We start from the raw sequence: 15,106 nt of genomic DNA, 5'->3' as shown, positions 1-15,106 counted from the left end.
TCCGCAAATGCACGTTGTGCGTGTGCTACAAGAATTGTTTTTTTTAATAGAGGGTTTGTGAGGATTCGTGCAACAGCTGGCCGTACAAAGTGTGGCGCATTTTGGCAATCTTGCCTTCGGCGACAGCGCTCAGGATCGCGCATTGCGGCTCGATCAGGTGGCGGCAGTTGTAGAACTTGCACTGGCCCAGGTAGGGCTCGAAGTCGACGAAGGCGCGCTCCAGCATGCCTTCGCTCAGGTGGTACAGGCCGAACTCCTGGAAGCCGGGCGAGTCGATGATGGACGAACCGGCGCCCAGCTCGGGCAGCTGGTACAGGCGGGTGAAGGTGGTGGTGTGCTTGCCGGTGTCGAGCGCGGCGGAGATCTCGCGCACGGCGATGTCGGCGTCCGGCACCAGCAGGTTGATCAGCGAGGACTTGCCCATGCCGGACTGGCCGATCAGGATCGACGACTGGCCGGCCAGCAGCGGCTTGAGTACTTCCATGGCTTCGTCCGGCCGCGACTTGGCCGATACCTCGTGCACCGGGTAGCCCAGCGAGGCGTACGGTTGCAGGCGCTCGCGGGTGCGCTCCAGCGATTCGGCGACGTCGGTCTTGTTGAGGATGAGGCGGGCCGTGATGCCGGCCGCCTCGGCCGCCACCAGCGAGCGCGACACCAGGTCGTCGGCGAAGCCGGGTTCGGTGGCGACGACGATGAACAGCTGCGTCAGGTTGGCCGCCAGCAGCTTGGACTTGTACTGGTCCGAGCGGTAGAGCAGGGTCTGGCGTTCGGCGATCTTGTCGATCACGCCCTGGTCGGGCGAGGTCAGCGTGATTTGCACGATGTCGCCGACGGCGACGTTGGTCTTCTTGCCGCGCGTGACGCATTGCAGCTTGACGCCGTCGGCCTCGGCCAGGTAGTGGCGGCCGTGGGCGGCGATGATGGTGGCGCTCAGTTGGGCGGCTTTGCTCATTGCTTCACCGCCGCCGAATGGAACAGCAGGCCGGCCTTGGCCGCGCAGATGAAGTCGTTGATCGACAGGCCGCCCTGGCCGTTGTTGACCGAGTGGGTGTCGTAGCGGACGATGCAGTTTTTGTAAGTCACGGTCATTTCCGGGTGATGGTCTTCCGCGTGGCTCAGGTAGGCCAGCGCGTTGACGAAGGCCATGGTGCGATAGTAGTTGTTGAAGCTGAAGGTGCGGACCAGCTTGCCGTCTTCCAGCGACCAGCCGGGCAGCAGCGCCGCCAGGCGCGCGGCCTCGTCGGCGCCGAGCGCGTCCTTGGCCGGGTGGCAGTTGCGGCCCAGCAGGTCGGCGTGGGTGGAGATGATCATGCGGCCGCCGCGTGCAGGTGGCGGATGCGCACGCTGGCCGGCGGGTGCGAGTCGTAGAAGGCCGAGTGCAGCGGGTCCGGCGTCAGCGTCGAGGCGTTGTCCTCGTACATTTTGACGAGGGCCGACACCAGGTCGCGGGCGTCGGTGTGCTTGGCGGCGAAGGCGTCCGCTTCGAACTCGTGCTTGCGCGAGCTGATCGAGGTCAGCGGGCCGAACAGGAAGGTGAACACCGGCAGCACCAGCATGAACAGCAGCAGCACCATGGCGTCGTTGCCCTGGCCGGGCAGCAGCAGCGGATCGACGCCGAGGCCGGTGTAGAACCACAGCTGGTTCTTCAGGTAGCCCAGCAGCGCCAGGAAGGCCAGCGAGATCGCGAACATCATCGTGATGCGCTTGATGATGTGCTTGAGCTTGAAGTGGCCCAGCTCGTGCGCCAGCACCGCCTCGATCTCCTGCGGTTGCAGGCGCGACAGCAGGGTGTCGAAGAACACGATGCGCTTGTTGGCGCCGAAGCCGGAGAAGTAGGCGTTGCCGTGGGCGCTGCGCTTGGAGCCGTCCATGACGAACAGGCCCTTGGAGGCGAAGCCGACGCGGCTCATCAGGCCTTCGATGCGGGCCTTGAGCGACTGGTCTTCCAGCGGCGTGAACTTGTTGAACAGCGGCGCGATCACGGTCGGGAACAGCACCATCATCAGCAGCTGGAAGCCGCTCCACACCAGCCAGGCGTACAGCCACCACAGGTTGCCGGATTTTTCCATCAGCGTCAGCATGACCCACACCAGCGGCAGGCCGATGGCCGCGCCCAGCAGCGTGCCCTTGACCATGTCGGCGAAGAACAGGCCGGGTGTCATCTTGTTGAAGCCGAAGCGCTGCTCCAGGCCGAATTGCTTGTAATAGTCGAACGGCAGGTCGATCACGCCGGACACGGCGGCGAAGGCCGCCAGCAGCGCCAGCTGGTAGACCATGCCGGGGCCGGTCAGCTTGAACAGCTCGACCGACAGCCATTGCAGGCCGCCCAGCAGCGTGAAGCCAACCAGCACGACGGTGTTGACCAGCAGCGTCAGCAGGCCGAATTTGGTGCGGGCGACGGTGTAGTCGGCGGCCTTCTGGTGGGCGGCGAGGGGGATTTTCTCGGCGAATTCGGCCGGCACGGCGCTGCGGTGCGCCAGCACATGGCGGATATGGCGCGAGGCCAGCCAGAAGCGCACGATCAGCGTCAAAACGATGAAAGATACAAACAAAATCGAAAACGCGAGTGAATACATTCTATGCCTGTGAGAAAATGGCGGATTCGGATAAATTGAGCCAAGAGAGAATTATGTCACAAGCTAATGAATTGCCAGAAGGTTCCGCACCCGAGGCCGTCACCCCGCGCCAGAATGAATACAACCTGGTCTGGGTCGACATGGAAATGACCGGCCTGGAGCCGGACACTGACCGCATCATCGAAGTTGCCGTGGTGATCACCGACATGCACCTGAACGTGCTGGCCGAAGGCCCGGTGTTCGCGATCCACCAGAGCGACGAAACGCTGGACAAGATGGACGCCTGGAACAAGGGCACGCACGGCCGTTCGGGCCTGATCGACCGCGTCAAGGCGTCGACCGTGAGCGAAGCCGAGGCGGAAGAGGAGCTGATCAAGTTCATGAAGCAGTGGGTACCGAAGGGCAAGGCGCCGATGTGCGGCAACACCATCGGCCAGGACCGCCGCTTCATGGTGCGCTACATGCCCAAGCTGGAAGCGTACTTCCACTACCGGAACATCGACGTCTCCACGCTGAAAGAGCTGTGCAAGCGCTGGAAGCCGGAAATCGTCGGCGGCTTCAAGAAGCACCAGAAGCACACCGCCATGGCCGATATCATCGAGTCCATCGACGAGCTGAAATACTACCGCGAGCACTTCATCAAGCTGTAAGCTGCGCGCAACGCCAAAACAGGTTCCCTTCGAACCTGTTTTTTTTCGCCTGCGGGAAAAGTCATGAAAAAATTGAAACTTGTTCTGGTGATGCTGGCGCTGGCCGGCGCGTCCACGGCCGAGGCGATGCGTTTCGGCGTCAAGGATTGGGAAGCCGCCTGCGACAATACGCGCCGCTGCGAGGCGGTCGGCTACCAGACCGACGAATCCGGCAGCGCGCCGGTGGCGCTGTGGCTGGGGCGCGATGCCGGCGCCGGCGCGGCGCTGGAGGCCAAGCTGAGCGTCGTCACCGAAGACGACCAGGACGCAGGCCCGCTGGCCATCGTGGTAGGCAAGCTGACGCTGGCCGGCCTGAAGGCCGACACCGCGCTGACGACGGAGCAGATCGCGCGCCTGATGCCGCAGTTGCTGGACGCGGAGACGGCCAGGGTGTCGGACGGCAAAAGGCATTGGCTGCTGTCGCTGGCCGGCCTGAAGGCGGCGCTGCTGAAGATGGACGAGCTGCAGGGGCGGGTGGGCACGACCACGGCGCTGGTCAAGCCCGGCACGCGTGCGGCCGGTACGGTGCTGCCGCCGCTGGCGTCGCCGACCGTGCGTGCGTTGCCGATGCCGCCGGCGCAGAAGGGCGATGAGCGGCTGCTGGCCGCGATCGTCAAGACCATTCCTGTCGGTGACTGCGATGTCGATTTCAAGACCGTGGGCGCATCGGCCGACACCAGCGCCTACCGCCTGCCCGGCGGGAAAGTGCTGCTGTTGCTGGAGTGCGGGCGCGCCGCCTATCAGTCGTGGTTCAATGTGTGGATCGCCGCCGACAAGCCGCCGTACGCCGCCAGGCGTGTGACCTTGCCTGGCCTGGACGGCGGCGATGTGATGAACGCATCGTTCGACGACGGCAAGCTCAATAGCTACGCCAAAGGGCGCGGGGTGTTCGATTGCGGCGCGGCCTGGGACTGGGTGTGGACGGCGCAAGGCTTCCAGCTGGTCGACGCGGCGGAGTCCCATCTGTGCCGCGGCATGCCGGGCGGCTTCATGTTGCGCGAATGGACGGCCACGGTCGTGAAGTGATAGGGCGCGATCAGCCGTGCGCCGTAATTTTTCCTTTTGGTATTATTATTCTGCAAATATTAAATTGTCATTCTTTTGCGGGAATCTCCATGTCCGACCTTCTTGAACCCGGCCTTGCCGAAAATCCTACCATCCAGAGCCCGCCACCGCCGCCGCCCAAGCGCCGCAAGTGGGGGCGTTACGTGCTGTACACGCTGGCGGTGCTGGGCGTGCTGTTGATCGGTCTGATCGCGGCGGCGTTCATCAAGGCCAACAGCGAGCCGCAGCTGATCAAGATCGACGAGACCGCCTCCATCGACGAGGCGATGACGCGTACCTACGGCAAATACTCGCCGGAGAAAAAGGGCTGGGTGTATGTGGACGAGTCCAACGATCCCTTCGTGGTGCGGGTGATCCAGCAGGCCAAGATCGAGGCGGTGGGCGCCAGCGACGAGCTGTATTTCGCTGTCAGCGGCGTCTCGCTCAAGGGCGATGGCCGCAACTTCTACGGCGTGTTCCAGATCCGCGCCGACAGCAAGCCTGGCGGCGGCCTGGTCGAGGTCAGCTCGCCGTACCGCTACGAGAGCGACGTTGCGGTGACGCCGGAGAAGGTGCGCTTTGAAGCCTTGTCCGAGCGCACCTGGGGCTGGGTGCTGAAGGTACAGAACGGCACGCGGCCGACGGCGGAGCAAGTCATGGTGAGCAATGTGATGCTGGCGCCGCATGGGGATGAGATCGCCTTGCTGGCGCGCTTCAAGGCTTCGGTGGATGCCGAGCCGGCCGACTGCGCGCAGGCCAACGCCGAGCACGAGACCTGGCGCAAGGCGGTGGAAGCGATGGGTGCCCAGGAGCACACCAGCGAGCAGGAGTTGCACGAAGCGGAAACGATGGACGACACCGAACCTCTGCGTTGCGAGCGCAGCCGCTGGACCTATCGCACCGCCGACGTCATCGGCCCGCTGCCGGGCCCGTTGACGGTCAGCGTCAAAGGCAGCCAGTACGGCGCCGCGATGGAAGCGAAGACCTGGAAGCTGATGTTCGACAGCAAAGCCTTCGCCTACAACGTTCCGGACGAGCTGGCTGTCGAGTAAGGCGCTATCAGCGGCAAGTGCAAGATGAAGGTGGTGCCATTGCCTGCCTGGCTGTTGACGCGGATTTTTCCGCCCAGCAGGCCGGTGACGATGTTGTGGCTGATGTTCAGGCCGAGGCCGGAACTGCCCGCGCCCAGCTTGGTCGTGAAGAAGGGATCGTAGATGCGCCCGATGTGCTCGGCCACGATGCCGACGCCGTCGTCGCTGATGCGCAGCTCCAGCCAGCCCGGCTCGGCCAGCGCGGCGTCGATCGTGATGGTGCCTTGGCTGCGCCCCTCGAAACCGTGCACGATGGCGTTGTTGACCAGGTTGATCAACACCTGGCCGATGGGGCCGGGATAGCTGTCCATGTCGATGTCGCCAGGCACGGCCTGCTCGACGGTGAAGGCGGTCTTGTTGATCGTCGGTAGCAGCGCCTTGATGTTCTCCGACACCACGGACGCCAGCAGGAAGCGGCGTCGCTGCGAGCTGGTCTGGTCGACCGCCACCTGTTTGAAACTGGTGACAAGCTCGGCCGAGCGCGCGATATTGCGCACCACCAGTTCCGTTATCTGGGTCATGTCGCTGATGTAGGCTTCGGTGGTGCGGCGTGTCAGGCCGCTGCTGTAGTCGCTGGAGAACTGGCGGGTCTTGTCCGCCAATACGGTGGCCGCCAGCAGCCCGTTGCCGATCGGCGTATTCAATTCGTGGGCGACCCCCGCCACCAATGAACCCAGCGCCGCCAGCTTTTCACTGTTGACCAGCTCGCCCTGCGCGATGCGCAGCGTGTCGAGCGCCTGCGCCAGGTCCTTGTTGGCCGTCACCAGATCGGCCGTGCGCTCGGCCACGCGCCGCTCCAGCGTTTCGTTGAGCTGGCGGGTGGCCGTCTGCTCCACCTGCAGTTGCCGGTACAGCTGCTCGTTCTCCGCCACCGAGGCCTTGATGTTGGCCACCATTTCGTTGAGCTTGTTGGTCAGCTGATGCAGCTCGTGCTGGCCGCGGTCGTTCAGCACGAAGACGCGGTCGCCCAGGTTGTCGATATTCAGCTGGCCGACGAACTGGCTCAGCTGGCGCAAGGGCTGGCCCAGGTAGCGCCGCACCACGAACAGGAAGATGAACCACAGCGCGCAAGTCTTGATGACCGAGTTCACCAGGATCAGGAAGAAGCCGTACTCGACCTGCTTGACGATGATGCGCTGGTTCGAATACACGGTCCACGTGCCGATCACGCGCGACTGGCCGTTCTCGTCGTTGAAGACGATGGGGAAGTCCTGGCTGAACACTTCGGCGAACAGGGCGTCGCTGTCGGGCTCCCGTTGCAGCTGGCCGTCGGCGCCGGCGTGCAGCTTGACGCCGCCGTCGAGCACGGTGCCGACGGCGCGCACCAGCTTGCCATGGTCGTCGGCCACCTTGATGCCGGCCACCACCGGCAGTTCGCTCATGCCCGACAGGATGCCGCGCAGGATGTCCTCGTTGAAGCGCCACATGGCGTCGGCGATGCCGGGGCCGAAGGTTTGCTGCATGGCGCGGATCTCCAGCACCACGCGCTCCTTGGTGTGCTTGTACTCGGCCGCCAGCTGCACCAGCGTCACCACCACCGTGACGAGGAAGTAGCAGCAGAAGATAATCCGCAGCAGGCGCGCGGCGATCGAATCGCCGGACAGCAGCGGCGCTGCGGGCGGGGCTTCACCGTTGGGCGATCTCATTCCGATCTTGGCTGGCAGTGCTTGCACGTGGCCTCCGTTGGCATCTCAGAACCAGACGGCTTCAATTGCTTTGTAGCGGCCACTGTCGCGGAGGATGGCGTAGCCGCGATTGAATTTCTGCAGATATTTGGCGCCGTCCGGCCCCGTCTTGCTGAAGGCGATGAACAGGCCGGGCGTGGCGACCGTGCCCACCAGTTTGAACTTGCCGCCGAATTCGGCCGCCTCCTTGGCGAACAGGGCCTTGGCGATGCGCTCTTCGGCCGCCATGTACTGGATGCGGCCGGCCAGCAGCATCCTGAAACCCTGCACGTTCTTGTCGACGATGCGGCGTACGATTTTCGTGTTGAGGTCGAATTCGTCGCCATACTCGTAGCCGCGCTCGACGCCGACGGTCTTGCCTTCCAGCTGACGCGCGCCCAGGCCGCTTTCGCGCGAACCGCTCAGCGCGTACACATTCATGTGGGTGGTGAACAGCGGATGGTCGTGCCACAGGAAGCTGCCGCCTATCATGGCGTTGGGCACGGCGTCGAAGCAGCCGACCAGGCGGCCGCGACGGGTATCGTCCAGGCAGCGGGCGTAGGGCAGCACTTCGAAGTTGACGGTGACGCCGACGGCCGCAAAAGATTCGCGGATGACGTCAACCGCGAAGCCGCGCGCGCTGCGTTCCACCGCAGACGAATAGGGCGCCCAGTCGTCTTCCGCGCCGAGCGTGATGGTTTCCGCCGAACTCAGGCGGCAAGCCAGGAGCAGGCAGCAAAGCAGGTATTTCATCCGTCCCTCCGGCATGCGCACCGACCCCATGCAGGTCCTCAATTGATAGCGTCATTTCACTATAGCAGGGTTGTTTTGCTGAAGGGAATGTAGTTTTTGCCCCGGGCAGGAATGTTAAAAAATCGCGACAAATGCGGCGGGAAGTGGCGGGAAGTGGCAACGGTACCATTCCCCGCCGTGACGGCTCAGCCCAGCATGAAGCCCAGGTCGGCCTGCGGGAAATTGACCAGTTCGTTCTTGAATACCTGGTTTTGCAGCATGTCCGTATCGGCGCCGAACCAGCGGCCCAGCGTGGCGCCGTACTGCTGGTTGGAGAATTGCGGTATCCAGGCGCCGCGTCCGGTGGCGTCGTCCTTGCCGCCGAGTGTGAAATCGGGGAACTGGCCGTACAGGCCGCCCTTGACCGCCGCGCCCACCACCAGGTGGTGACTGCCCCACGCGTGGTCGGTGCCGCCGCTGTTGGGCTGCAAGGTGCGGCCGAATTCGGACATCGTGAAACTGGTCACTTGCTGTTGCGCGTGGATTTCCGACAGCGCCAGCTGGAAGGCGGCCAGCGCTTGCGATACCTGGCGCAGCATGTCGAACTGTTGGTAGGCCTGGCCGCCGTGCGTGTCGAAGCCGCCCTGCGAGACGAAGTACACCTGTCGCCCCGGCCCTTGCTGCGAGCGGATGCGTATCAGCTGCGCGACCGTCTTCAACTGCTGGCCCAGCGAGGTGCCGGGGAATACGGTGGACAGCGGCGTGCCGGAGTTGGCCTGCTTCAGGTCCGTGACCAGGTCCATGCCGTTCAGCAGCGCCTTGTTGGCGGCGCTGGCGATCAGGTTGGGGTTCTGCGCCGACAGGATCTGCACCAGCGCCGCGCGCCGCGCATCCGCCTCCTTCTGCGGCCAGAAGTTCATGCCGGCCAGGTCGAGCTGGCCGTTGCCCGGCAGCAGATTGCCGTGGGTGCTGGCGCCTTCGACAAACAGGCCGCCGGCGCCGACCGCGATCGCGTCCAGGTGGCCGCCGGTACCGAGCACATCGACCAGCCGTCGCCCCAGCCGGTGGCGGCGGAGGAGGGCGTGCCGGCCTGGTTCTGGATGGTCTGGTCGGGATGGGAAAACAGTTGCGCCGGCACGCCAGACCCGGCCAGGTATTGCGCCTTGCTCAGCGGCTGGCGCAGGCTGCCGACGTTGAGGATGGCCGCCACCTGGCCCTGGCCGTACAGCGCGTCCAGCTCCGGCATGCCGTAGTGGAAGCCGAACGGCTGCGTCACGGGATGGTCCGTGGCCTGCACGGTGGCGCTGCGCGCGGCCAGCAGCGTCTTGGCCGCATTCGATAGCGCCAGGCCGTGGCTGCCGCGGATGGCGTTGTATTGCGCGTAGCGGGTGCTGTCGAGCGGCACGATCATATTGTTGCCGTCGTTACCGCCAAACATGTACAGGCAGACCAGTGCCTTGTAGTCGGTGACGGCGGCGCGGGCCGGTGCGGCCACGCCGGCCAGGCCGAGGGCGGAGAGTGCGCCCATCAGGCCGGTCTGTGCGCTGGCGCCGAGGAAGCGGCGGCGTGTGGTGGAATGTTTGCTCATGGTCGGTCCTTATTGTGCGACGGCGAATTCGGCGCTGATGGCGGCGAGGTAGAGCGCGGTGATGGCGCGCTGGCGCGGGTCGGCGGAGGCGTTGATGGCGCCGCCTATCGCTTGCCGCGCCGTGGCCGACATGCGGCCTGCCAGCAAGGTGGCGTCGACCAGGTTAATCAATGCGGTGGCGTCGCCGGCCACGCTGACGAAGGGGGCGAGGTCGACGTTGACCATGCCCTTGTATTCGCCGGAGATGAACTTGTACAGGAAGTTGGCGCGCGCCACGGCCAGGCTGGGCGCATACAGCTGGAACTCGGGACCGTAGTATTGCGGCGAGCCGGGCAGGCGCGTCATCGGCGAGTAGAAGTTGAACACGCTCGGCGCGGCCGTGATCTTCTGGCCCAGCAGGAAGTAATCCCAGAACAGGTTGCGCGGATCGGCGATGCTCGCGCCCAGGGTGCGGAACAGGCCGAGCGATTGCAGCATCGGGTCTTTCAGATGGCCTTGCGTGGCGGCGGGCTGGTCCTGGCGCGCTTCGGGATCCGTGAGCACGGCGGTCAGCGTCGCTTGCAGGTCGCCGCGTCCGGCCGCGCCGTAGGCGAACACGTCGGCCACGCGGGCGATGTAGGCCGGGCTGGGGTTGCTGGTGACGAAGGCGCGTATCAGGCGCGTGGCGATGAAGGGCGGCAGGTTGGGATGCTGGAACAGGTTCTGCATCACGCCGTCCAGATCCTGCATGGCGGTCTGGCCTGCGGGCAGCACCGCGCCCAGCAGCAGGGTCTTGGCGCCCTTGTAGTGGAATTTGTCGCGCGGTTGCAGCGGGCCGCTGAAGTTTTCCCAGTTGATGCCGGTGGCGCTGTTGCCCGCATAGGTCCAGCCGCTCAGCGCGCGCGCGAAGTCGCTGATGCGGGCCTGGTCGTAGGTGGGGATGGGATCGCCGTTGCGGTCGGTTTGCACGCTGCCGTCCTGGTTCAGCAGGACCGGGCCCAGCGTGAACAGCTGCATCACTTCGCGGGCGTAGTTTTCGTTCGGCGATGGCGTGATGCTGTTGCCGAGGTCGAGGTATTTGCCCATCGCCGGATTGAGCGTCATCTCGCGCAGCAGCGTGTTGAAGTTGCCGAAGGCGTTGTTGGAGATGGTGGTCAGCCAGGGTTGGATTTCGTTGGCGTAGGGGTTCTTGTCGGCGGAGACGACGAACAGTTGCGACAGGGCGAAGATCATGCGCTGGCGCAGCTGATCGGGGCCGGTGGCCATGTTCTTGTACCAGGTGTTTTGCAGCAGGGTCATGTCGGTCGTCACCGGGATGGCGCTGGCCGGCAGGGCGAACTGCTGCTTGAGCCAGGCGGCCTGGCCGTTGGCCTTGATCGCGGCGACGTCGGCCGGCGTGGCGCCGAAGGTCGCTTGCTCCAGCAGGCGCACGGCGCTGATCCTGGCGGCGTCCGGCGCGGGCTGTTGGCCAATCGGTGGCGGGACGGGCGAGGGCGTGGGCGCAGGCGTTGGTGTCGGGCTCGGGCTCGGGCTCGGGCTTGGCTCGGGCGACGGCGTCGGGGTGGGCGTTGGCGTCGGCGTGGCGGCCTTCTTCAGCGTCAGCGTGGTGCTGGCGGACAGGTTGGGGCCGACCTTGGCGTCCTTGGTGGTAGTGCCGGTGATCGTGATGACCACGTTGGACGGCAGCACCGACGGCGCGACGTATTCGCCATTCTGCGAATTGAGCCTGCCGTAGGTGGCGTTGCCGCCGGGGATGCCGTTGACGGCGAAGTTCATGTAGACGCCCTGGCCATCGACTTTTCCGAGGAACCAGACTTTGCTGCCCAGCGCGACGGGGCCTTTGGCGGTGCTTTCGACGGTGGCGGTGGCGGCCCACACCGAGCCGCTCAGGCTCAGCAGGCAGGCGACGGGCCAGACGCGTGCGGGTAAAAATGACATCGACATCTCCCTGTTTTTTAGACGATGCATATCATCTGGCAACATCTGTGCCAGTGGCGAAATGCTTGATTTGGCTGGATCGGCGACAAAATTTGCCAGTGGTGGACAAAAATTGTCAGCCGGATGCTGACAATTTGCGTCAGCTGGACAAACTATGGTTGTGACAGCGGGTGCGCCTCCGTAGCCGCTATTCCCGTGTCGGCATCGTTTGGAATCTGGCACGTTCATCAAATGATTTTTTCGTTGACGCAGAGTGCTCTATGACATAGAGTAAACTCAGTTCTTGGATTGGATAATTATGAAAATCAGTGTTGAGCAAGCGCAAACCGCTCTAAAAGCAGTCGAAGCAACCAAGCGTCGCAGTGCAAATTTACATAGCTATGCTTTGGCGGCCCCTTACCTGATTTTATGGGGAACCATCTGGTTGTTGGGTTTCGGTCTTAACCAGTGGAACCCTCACCGGTCAGGCTTGATATGGACAGTTCTCGACATAATTGGAGTAGCACTCGGGCTTGCGATCGTGTTGCGGCGCTACCGGCATGCGCAGTCGAATTCCGCTGGGCTCCGCTATATCGCCATTTCAGTAGCCTTCGGCCTATTTTTCTGGGCGGCTTTTTTTATTTTAAGGCCCGCTCACCCGGAGCAAATTGCCGCATTCATCGCACTGACTTTGGCAATGATCTATGTTGTCGGGGGACTCGCTTCAGGCCGGTGGCGCATCGTCATGGCGGGCGCACTGCTGGCTGCCGTGATGCTCGTCGGTTATGTTATTTTCAAAGATTACTTCTTTCTCTGGATGTCGCTGGCCGGCGGTGGATTATTAATTGGAACAGGCCTTTGGCTCAAACGGATTTAATATGAACAAGGCCAGTGAACTTATTCATCAGCCCACGCGCCTGAAGATCATGGCAGCGATGAAGGCGTTGCCGAACGGTGAGTGGATAGATTTTGTCAGGCTGCGCGATATCGTGAATATGACAGATGGAAATTTCGGCGCTCATATTAATACGCTGGAAAATGCCGGGCTGCTAATCGTGGATAAAGGTTACGTCGCCAAGCGGCCACGCACGCGAATTTCGCTTTCTCCAGCGGGACATATCGCCTTTGATTTCTATCTCACGGAATTGCAGGCCATTTTGAGCGGGGCGGCCGCAACGGCTCCAGAGAGTGGCTTTGAAAGTTGATCTGCAATGCACGCACTGCAGCCATCGGCACCTAATCGAATTTTAAAAAATGAAAATAATGAAAAATATCAGAATCCTTCATGTCGTATTCAGTCTTTTAGTTACGTTGTGTACTCATAGTGTCTATGCCGTCGGGTTCCAGCATCGCACGCTGGAAGGCTCAGGTCTGGAAGTCGGTATCTGGTATCCCAGCACAGGGAAGCCGACGCAGGCGTCAATAGGGCTTGTTGCTCAAAATGTTGCCGCCAATGGACCATTGGAAGGGGACCACCTGCCATTGATTGTTATCTCGCATGGAACCGGCAGTTCTTTCCTTGGACATTATGATACCGCCATAGCCTTGGCCGAAGCAGGGTACGTTGTCGCCGCCGTGACCCATGCGGGCGATAACTATGCAGATCAGAGCCGCAGCGCTTTTATCATGGACAGGCCAAAACAGATCAGTCTTGTGATCGATTACATGGTCGGCAGTTGGAAAGACCATGCTCAGATCGACCCTGCGCGTATTGGGATGTTCGGATTCTCTGCTGGTGGATTCACGGCTTTGGTCAGCATTGGCGGCGTACCGGATCTCAAGCAAATAGTTCCGTTCTGCCGGGAGCATATCGGCGATTTTGCCTGCCAGATGCTAAGGCGCCAGACAACGGCGCCGCTGAATTTGCTGGCTGCGCAGCAGACTTCTGTCTCGGATGCGCGTATCAGAGCTGCCGTTGTGGCCGCACCAGCCCTAGGCTTTACCTTTGCGGGCCAAGGCCTTCAAAGAGTGACAGTCCCGGTTCAACTTTGGCGCGCCGAGGACGATACTCTTTTGCCTCATCCTTGGTATGCTGAAATAGTGCGCGCAGCGTTGCCGCGAGCACCTGAATATCATGTTGTCCCGAACGCCGGGCATTTTGATTTTCTTGCGCCGTGCAATGCTGCGCTAACTGAGCGTGCGCCCGCTATTTGTCAAAGCATCCCGGGATTCGATCGCATGGCGTTCCATTCCACATTCAACGCGTCGGTGTTAGGGTTTTTTAACAAGGCATTAAGAAGTACGCACTGAAAGCGCGTGCATATGCCGAGCCCTCAATGCGCCTTGCGCTGGGCGAACAGCCAGTCGCGCCAGTCCGGCGAGAACAGCATGTCGGGCGGCACCATGTGCTCCATGCCCTGATACTCGATGAAACGCGCCCTGGCGCCGCCCGGCTGGCGCTGCAAGGCAGCGAACATTGCGCGGTCGGCTACGATGGAGTTTTCGGTATCGGCATTGCCGTGGACCAGCAGCAGCGGCAAGTCCTTCAGCTGCGCGGCGGCGGCGCGTTCCGGGGCGATGCCGGAGAAGGCCGCAGCGGCGGCGAACATGCCGCTGTTTTGCAGCACCGCCTGGGTGGCGGCGGATGCGCCCATCGAAAAGCCGGTCACGTAGATGCGGTCGCTGTCGATGGCGAACTGTGGTTTCAATTGTTCCACCAGCGCGAGCAGGCTGGGCAGGTTGGGGCCGGGCTGGGCTGCCAGCAGGCCATCCACGGCGGACGGCTTGTAGTTGGCGCTGCGCTCGGCAAATTGCGGCGCCAGCACGTAGGTGGGAAAGCGCTTGCGGAGCGCCGGTGCGGACCAGGACATCGCCAACGCGCCCAGTTGGCGGATGTTGTCATTGCCTATCGCGCCGGAGCCGTGCAGCACGATGACCAGCGGATAGCGCCGGCCTTGCTGCACAGTGGCGGGTGGCATCAGCCGATACACCAGCTTGCCGGTCGGGCCGGCGTAGCTACCTTCGAGGAAAACGTCGTGGTCCAGCGATTGCAGCAGGGCCGCATCGGCGGCCTGGCTGGCTGGCGTGGTGCGGTCGCGGACCAGCTCCGGCTGCGCGGCGAACGCGCAGGTCGCCGCCAGCAGCGCCGTCGCCAGCGCAAGGACCGCACCACGCAAGGTCATCGGCTTACTCGGCCGATTCCGCGCCGTGGCACTTCTTGTACTTCTTGCCGCTGCCGCAAGGGCAGTCGTCGTTGCGGCCGACTTTAGGCTCTTCGCGCACCAGGGTGGTGACGGCCGGCTTGCGGCGCGGCACCCAGAACTTGTAGATGGTCGGCAGGTTGGCTTCCAGTTCCTGCGCCAGCTTGTGCGCCTTGACCGGATCTTCCACCAGCGGCAGTTCCTCTTCCTCGATCTCGTCGGCGCCCAGCAGGTAGATCGGCTTCATCAGCTCCTGCACGTCCGATTCCCAGATCTCGTCCCACGAACCCGGACGCAGCTCCATGCCTTCCCAGAAGCCCCAGCACCAGGCTTCGGCGTCGATCAGCGTCTGGCCTTCGTGCTCGTGCTCGACGAACAGCGGCTCGAATTCCTTAGGCGCCACTTCGAACGTCACCAGCACTTCGTTCATGAAACGCATGATCAGGTTGAGGATGCGTTCCTCTTCCTTTTCGTTCTTGAATTTCGGGATGTCGGTGTCTTCCTGGCCCCAGACACGCTTCAGCCACTCCGCGGGCATGATGGGTTCCGGGCCGATGGCGATGGCGGTCAGATAGCCGTGCAGCATATCCATCGTCATTGCATCTTCAGGGCTGCGGTCGGACAACAGGAAGTTGTCCAATTCGTCGAATTCTTTTTCGCTCAGTGGCTGGTCGAGTTGCATGGCT

At 62.9% G+C, this 15,106-nt stretch carries 16 protein-coding genes; 6 read left to right on the top strand and 10 right to left on the bottom strand.

What is annotated here, in order from left to right; genetic code table 11:
* Positions 1–43 precede the first annotated feature (43 nt).
* From rsgA to DUGA2_RS29445, 3 genes are read right to left on the bottom strand one after another with little or no spacing between them, the layout of a single operon-like run.
* Positions 44–952, bottom strand: a complete 909-nt coding sequence (gene rsgA / locus DUGA2_RS29455; protein ID WP_070272908.1) for a ribosome small subunit-dependent GTPase A — start codon at positions 950–952, stop codon at positions 44–46.
* Positions 949–1,311, bottom strand: coding sequence for a 4a-hydroxytetrahydrobiopterin dehydratase (locus DUGA2_RS29450; protein WP_070272907.1), 363 nt, complete (start codon positions 1,309–1,311; stop codon positions 949–951). The genes rsgA and DUGA2_RS29450 overlap by 4 nt, the downstream gene beginning before the upstream one ends.
* Positions 1,308–2,576: a M48 family metallopeptidase gene (locus DUGA2_RS29445; RefSeq protein ID WP_070272906.1), complete on the bottom strand. Its 1,269-nt coding sequence runs from the start codon at positions 2,574–2,576 to the stop codon at positions 1,308–1,310. The genes DUGA2_RS29450 and DUGA2_RS29445 overlap by 4 nt, the downstream gene beginning before the upstream one ends.
* Positions 2,577–2,629: 53 nt before the next feature.
* On the opposite strand from DUGA2_RS29445, the gene orn reads away from it, so the two are divergent.
* The 3 genes from orn to DUGA2_RS29430 all read left to right on the top strand — a co-directional run bounded on the left by orn (position 2,630) and on the right by DUGA2_RS29430 (position 5,361).
* On the top strand, positions 2,630–3,226 hold the full coding sequence (gene orn, locus DUGA2_RS29440; protein ID WP_210402606.1) for an oligoribonuclease: 597 nt from the start codon (positions 2,630–2,632) through the stop codon (positions 3,224–3,226).
* Positions 3,227–3,289: 63 nt separating this feature from the next.
* Positions 3,290–4,291 (top strand): DUF1176 domain-containing protein, encoded by a 1,002-nt coding sequence (locus DUGA2_RS29435; RefSeq protein WP_070272904.1) that lies wholly within the window; start codon positions 3,290–3,292, stop codon positions 4,289–4,291.
* An 89-nt stretch (positions 4,292–4,380) separates the two neighbouring features.
* Positions 4,381–5,361, top strand: a complete 981-nt coding sequence (locus DUGA2_RS29430; protein WP_229214796.1) for a hypothetical protein — start codon at positions 4,381–4,383, stop codon at positions 5,359–5,361.
* Here DUGA2_RS29430 and DUGA2_RS29425 read toward each other — a convergent pair.
* The 5 genes from DUGA2_RS29425 to DUGA2_RS29410 all read right to left on the bottom strand — a co-directional run bounded on the left by DUGA2_RS29425 (position 5,328) and on the right by DUGA2_RS29410 (position 11,301).
* Complete coding sequence (locus DUGA2_RS29425; RefSeq protein ID WP_229214795.1) at positions 5,328–7,046, bottom strand: sensor histidine kinase; 1,719 nt, start codon at positions 7,044–7,046, stop codon at positions 5,328–5,330. The genes DUGA2_RS29430 and DUGA2_RS29425 overlap by 34 nt on opposite strands.
* A gap of 45 nt (positions 7,047–7,091) precedes the next feature.
* Positions 7,092–7,817, bottom strand: a complete 726-nt coding sequence (locus tag DUGA2_RS29420; protein WP_070272902.1) for an ABC transporter substrate-binding protein — start codon at positions 7,815–7,817, stop codon at positions 7,092–7,094.
* Positions 7,818–8,002: 185 nt separating this feature from the next.
* Positions 8,003–8,599 (bottom strand): DUF1501 domain-containing protein, encoded by a 597-nt coding sequence (locus DUGA2_RS29415; protein WP_229214797.1) that lies wholly within the window; start codon positions 8,597–8,599, stop codon positions 8,003–8,005.
* Positions 8,600–8,712: 113 nt separating this feature from the next.
* Positions 8,713–9,384: a DUF1501 domain-containing protein gene (locus DUGA2_RS34660; protein WP_071658998.1), complete on the bottom strand. Its 672-nt coding sequence runs from the start codon at positions 9,382–9,384 to the stop codon at positions 8,713–8,715.
* Between the two features lie 9 nt (positions 9,385–9,393).
* The gene (locus DUGA2_RS29410; protein ID WP_070272900.1) at positions 9,394–11,301 is read right to left on the bottom strand and encodes a DUF1800 family protein; all 1,908 of its coding nucleotides are present in this window, start codon (positions 11,299–11,301) and stop codon (positions 9,394–9,396) included.
* Positions 11,302–11,599: 298 nt separating this feature from the next.
* Between DUGA2_RS29410 and DUGA2_RS29405 the strand changes: the two genes are divergently transcribed.
* From DUGA2_RS29405 to DUGA2_RS32995, 3 genes are read left to right on the top strand one after another with little or no spacing between them, the layout of a single operon-like run.
* Entirely contained in the window at positions 11,600–12,157 is a 558-nt protein-coding gene (locus DUGA2_RS29405) for a hypothetical protein (protein WP_141753419.1), read from the top strand.
* Position 12,158: 1 nt separating this feature from the next.
* A complete protein-coding gene (locus DUGA2_RS29400) occupies positions 12,159–12,485 on the top strand; it encodes a transcriptional regulator (protein ID WP_070272898.1) in 327 nt (108 codons plus the stop codon).
* A 58-nt stretch (positions 12,486–12,543) separates the two neighbouring features.
* Positions 12,544–13,530, top strand: a complete 987-nt coding sequence (locus DUGA2_RS32995; RefSeq protein ID WP_071658997.1) for a dienelactone hydrolase family protein — start codon at positions 12,544–12,546, stop codon at positions 13,528–13,530.
* Between the two features lie 23 nt (positions 13,531–13,553).
* Here the strand turns inward: DUGA2_RS32995 and DUGA2_RS29390 are convergent, their stop codons facing one another.
* Together DUGA2_RS29390 and DUGA2_RS29385 are read right to left on the bottom strand one after the other, a co-directional pair.
* Positions 13,554–14,402 (bottom strand): dienelactone hydrolase family protein, encoded by an 849-nt coding sequence (locus DUGA2_RS29390; RefSeq protein ID WP_070272896.1) that lies wholly within the window; start codon positions 14,400–14,402, stop codon positions 13,554–13,556.
* Positions 14,403–14,406: 4 nt separating this feature from the next.
* A complete protein-coding gene (locus tag DUGA2_RS29385; RefSeq protein ID WP_070272895.1) occupies positions 14,407–15,102 on the bottom strand; it encodes a UPF0149 family protein in 696 nt (231 codons plus the stop codon).
* Positions 15,103–15,106: the final 4 nt, after the last annotated feature.

The sequence above is a fragment of the Duganella sp. HH101 genome, assembly GCF_001758795.1.
GTDB lineage: Bacteria > Pseudomonadota > Gammaproteobacteria > Burkholderiales > Burkholderiaceae_D > Rugamonas > Rugamonas rivuli.
Note: the sequence above shows the minus strand (reverse complement) of the source record. Positions and strands in the feature narration are given on the sequence as shown.

What these genes read in the sequence shown, in the direction of transcription:
- rsgA (WP_070272908.1), bottom strand. Translation starts at nt 952, where the DNA reads ATGAGCAAAGCCGCCCAACTGAGCGCCACCATCATCGCCGCCCACGGC.
- DUGA2_RS29450 (WP_070272907.1), bottom strand. Translation starts at nt 1,311, where the DNA reads ATGATCATCTCCACCCACGCCGACCTGCTGGGCCGCAACTGCCACCCG.
- DUGA2_RS29445 (WP_070272906.1), bottom strand. Translation starts at nt 2,576, where the DNA reads ATGTATTCACTCGCGTTTTCGATTTTGTTTGTATCTTTCATCGTTTTG.
- orn (WP_210402606.1), top strand. Translation starts at nt 2,630, where the DNA reads ATGTCACAAGCTAATGAATTGCCAGAAGGTTCCGCACCCGAGGCCGTC.
- DUGA2_RS29435 (WP_070272904.1), top strand. Translation starts at nt 3,290, where the DNA reads ATGAAAAAATTGAAACTTGTTCTGGTGATGCTGGCGCTGGCCGGCGCG.
- DUGA2_RS29430 (WP_229214796.1), top strand. Translation starts at nt 4,381, where the DNA reads ATGTCCGACCTTCTTGAACCCGGCCTTGCCGAAAATCCTACCATCCAG.
- DUGA2_RS29425 (WP_229214795.1), bottom strand. Translation starts at nt 7,046, where the DNA reads ATGAGATCGCCCAACGGTGAAGCCCCGCCCGCAGCGCCGCTGCTGTCC.
- DUGA2_RS29420 (WP_070272902.1), bottom strand. Translation starts at nt 7,817, where the DNA reads ATGAAATACCTGCTTTGCTGCCTGCTCCTGGCTTGCCGCCTGAGTTCG.
- DUGA2_RS29415 (WP_229214797.1), bottom strand. Translation starts at nt 8,599, where the DNA reads ATGGACCTGGTCACGGACCTGAAGCAGGCCAACTCCGGCACGCCGCTG.
- DUGA2_RS34660 (WP_071658998.1), bottom strand. Translation starts at nt 9,384, where the DNA reads ATGAGCAAACATTCCACCACACGCCGCCGCTTCCTCGGCGCCAGCGCA.
- DUGA2_RS29410 (WP_070272900.1), bottom strand. Translation starts at nt 11,301, where the DNA reads ATGTCATTTTTACCCGCACGCGTCTGGCCCGTCGCCTGCCTGCTGAGC.
- DUGA2_RS29405 (WP_141753419.1), top strand. Translation starts at nt 11,600, where the DNA reads ATGAAAATCAGTGTTGAGCAAGCGCAAACCGCTCTAAAAGCAGTCGAA.
- DUGA2_RS29400 (WP_070272898.1), top strand. Translation starts at nt 12,159, where the DNA reads ATGAACAAGGCCAGTGAACTTATTCATCAGCCCACGCGCCTGAAGATC.
- DUGA2_RS32995 (WP_071658997.1), top strand. Translation starts at nt 12,544, where the DNA reads ATGAAAAATATCAGAATCCTTCATGTCGTATTCAGTCTTTTAGTTACG.
- DUGA2_RS29390 (WP_070272896.1), bottom strand. Translation starts at nt 14,402, where the DNA reads ATGACCTTGCGTGGTGCGGTCCTTGCGCTGGCGACGGCGCTGCTGGCG.
- DUGA2_RS29385 (WP_070272895.1), bottom strand. Translation starts at nt 15,102, where the DNA reads ATGCAACTCGACCAGCCACTGAGCGAAAAAGAATTCGACGAATTGGAC.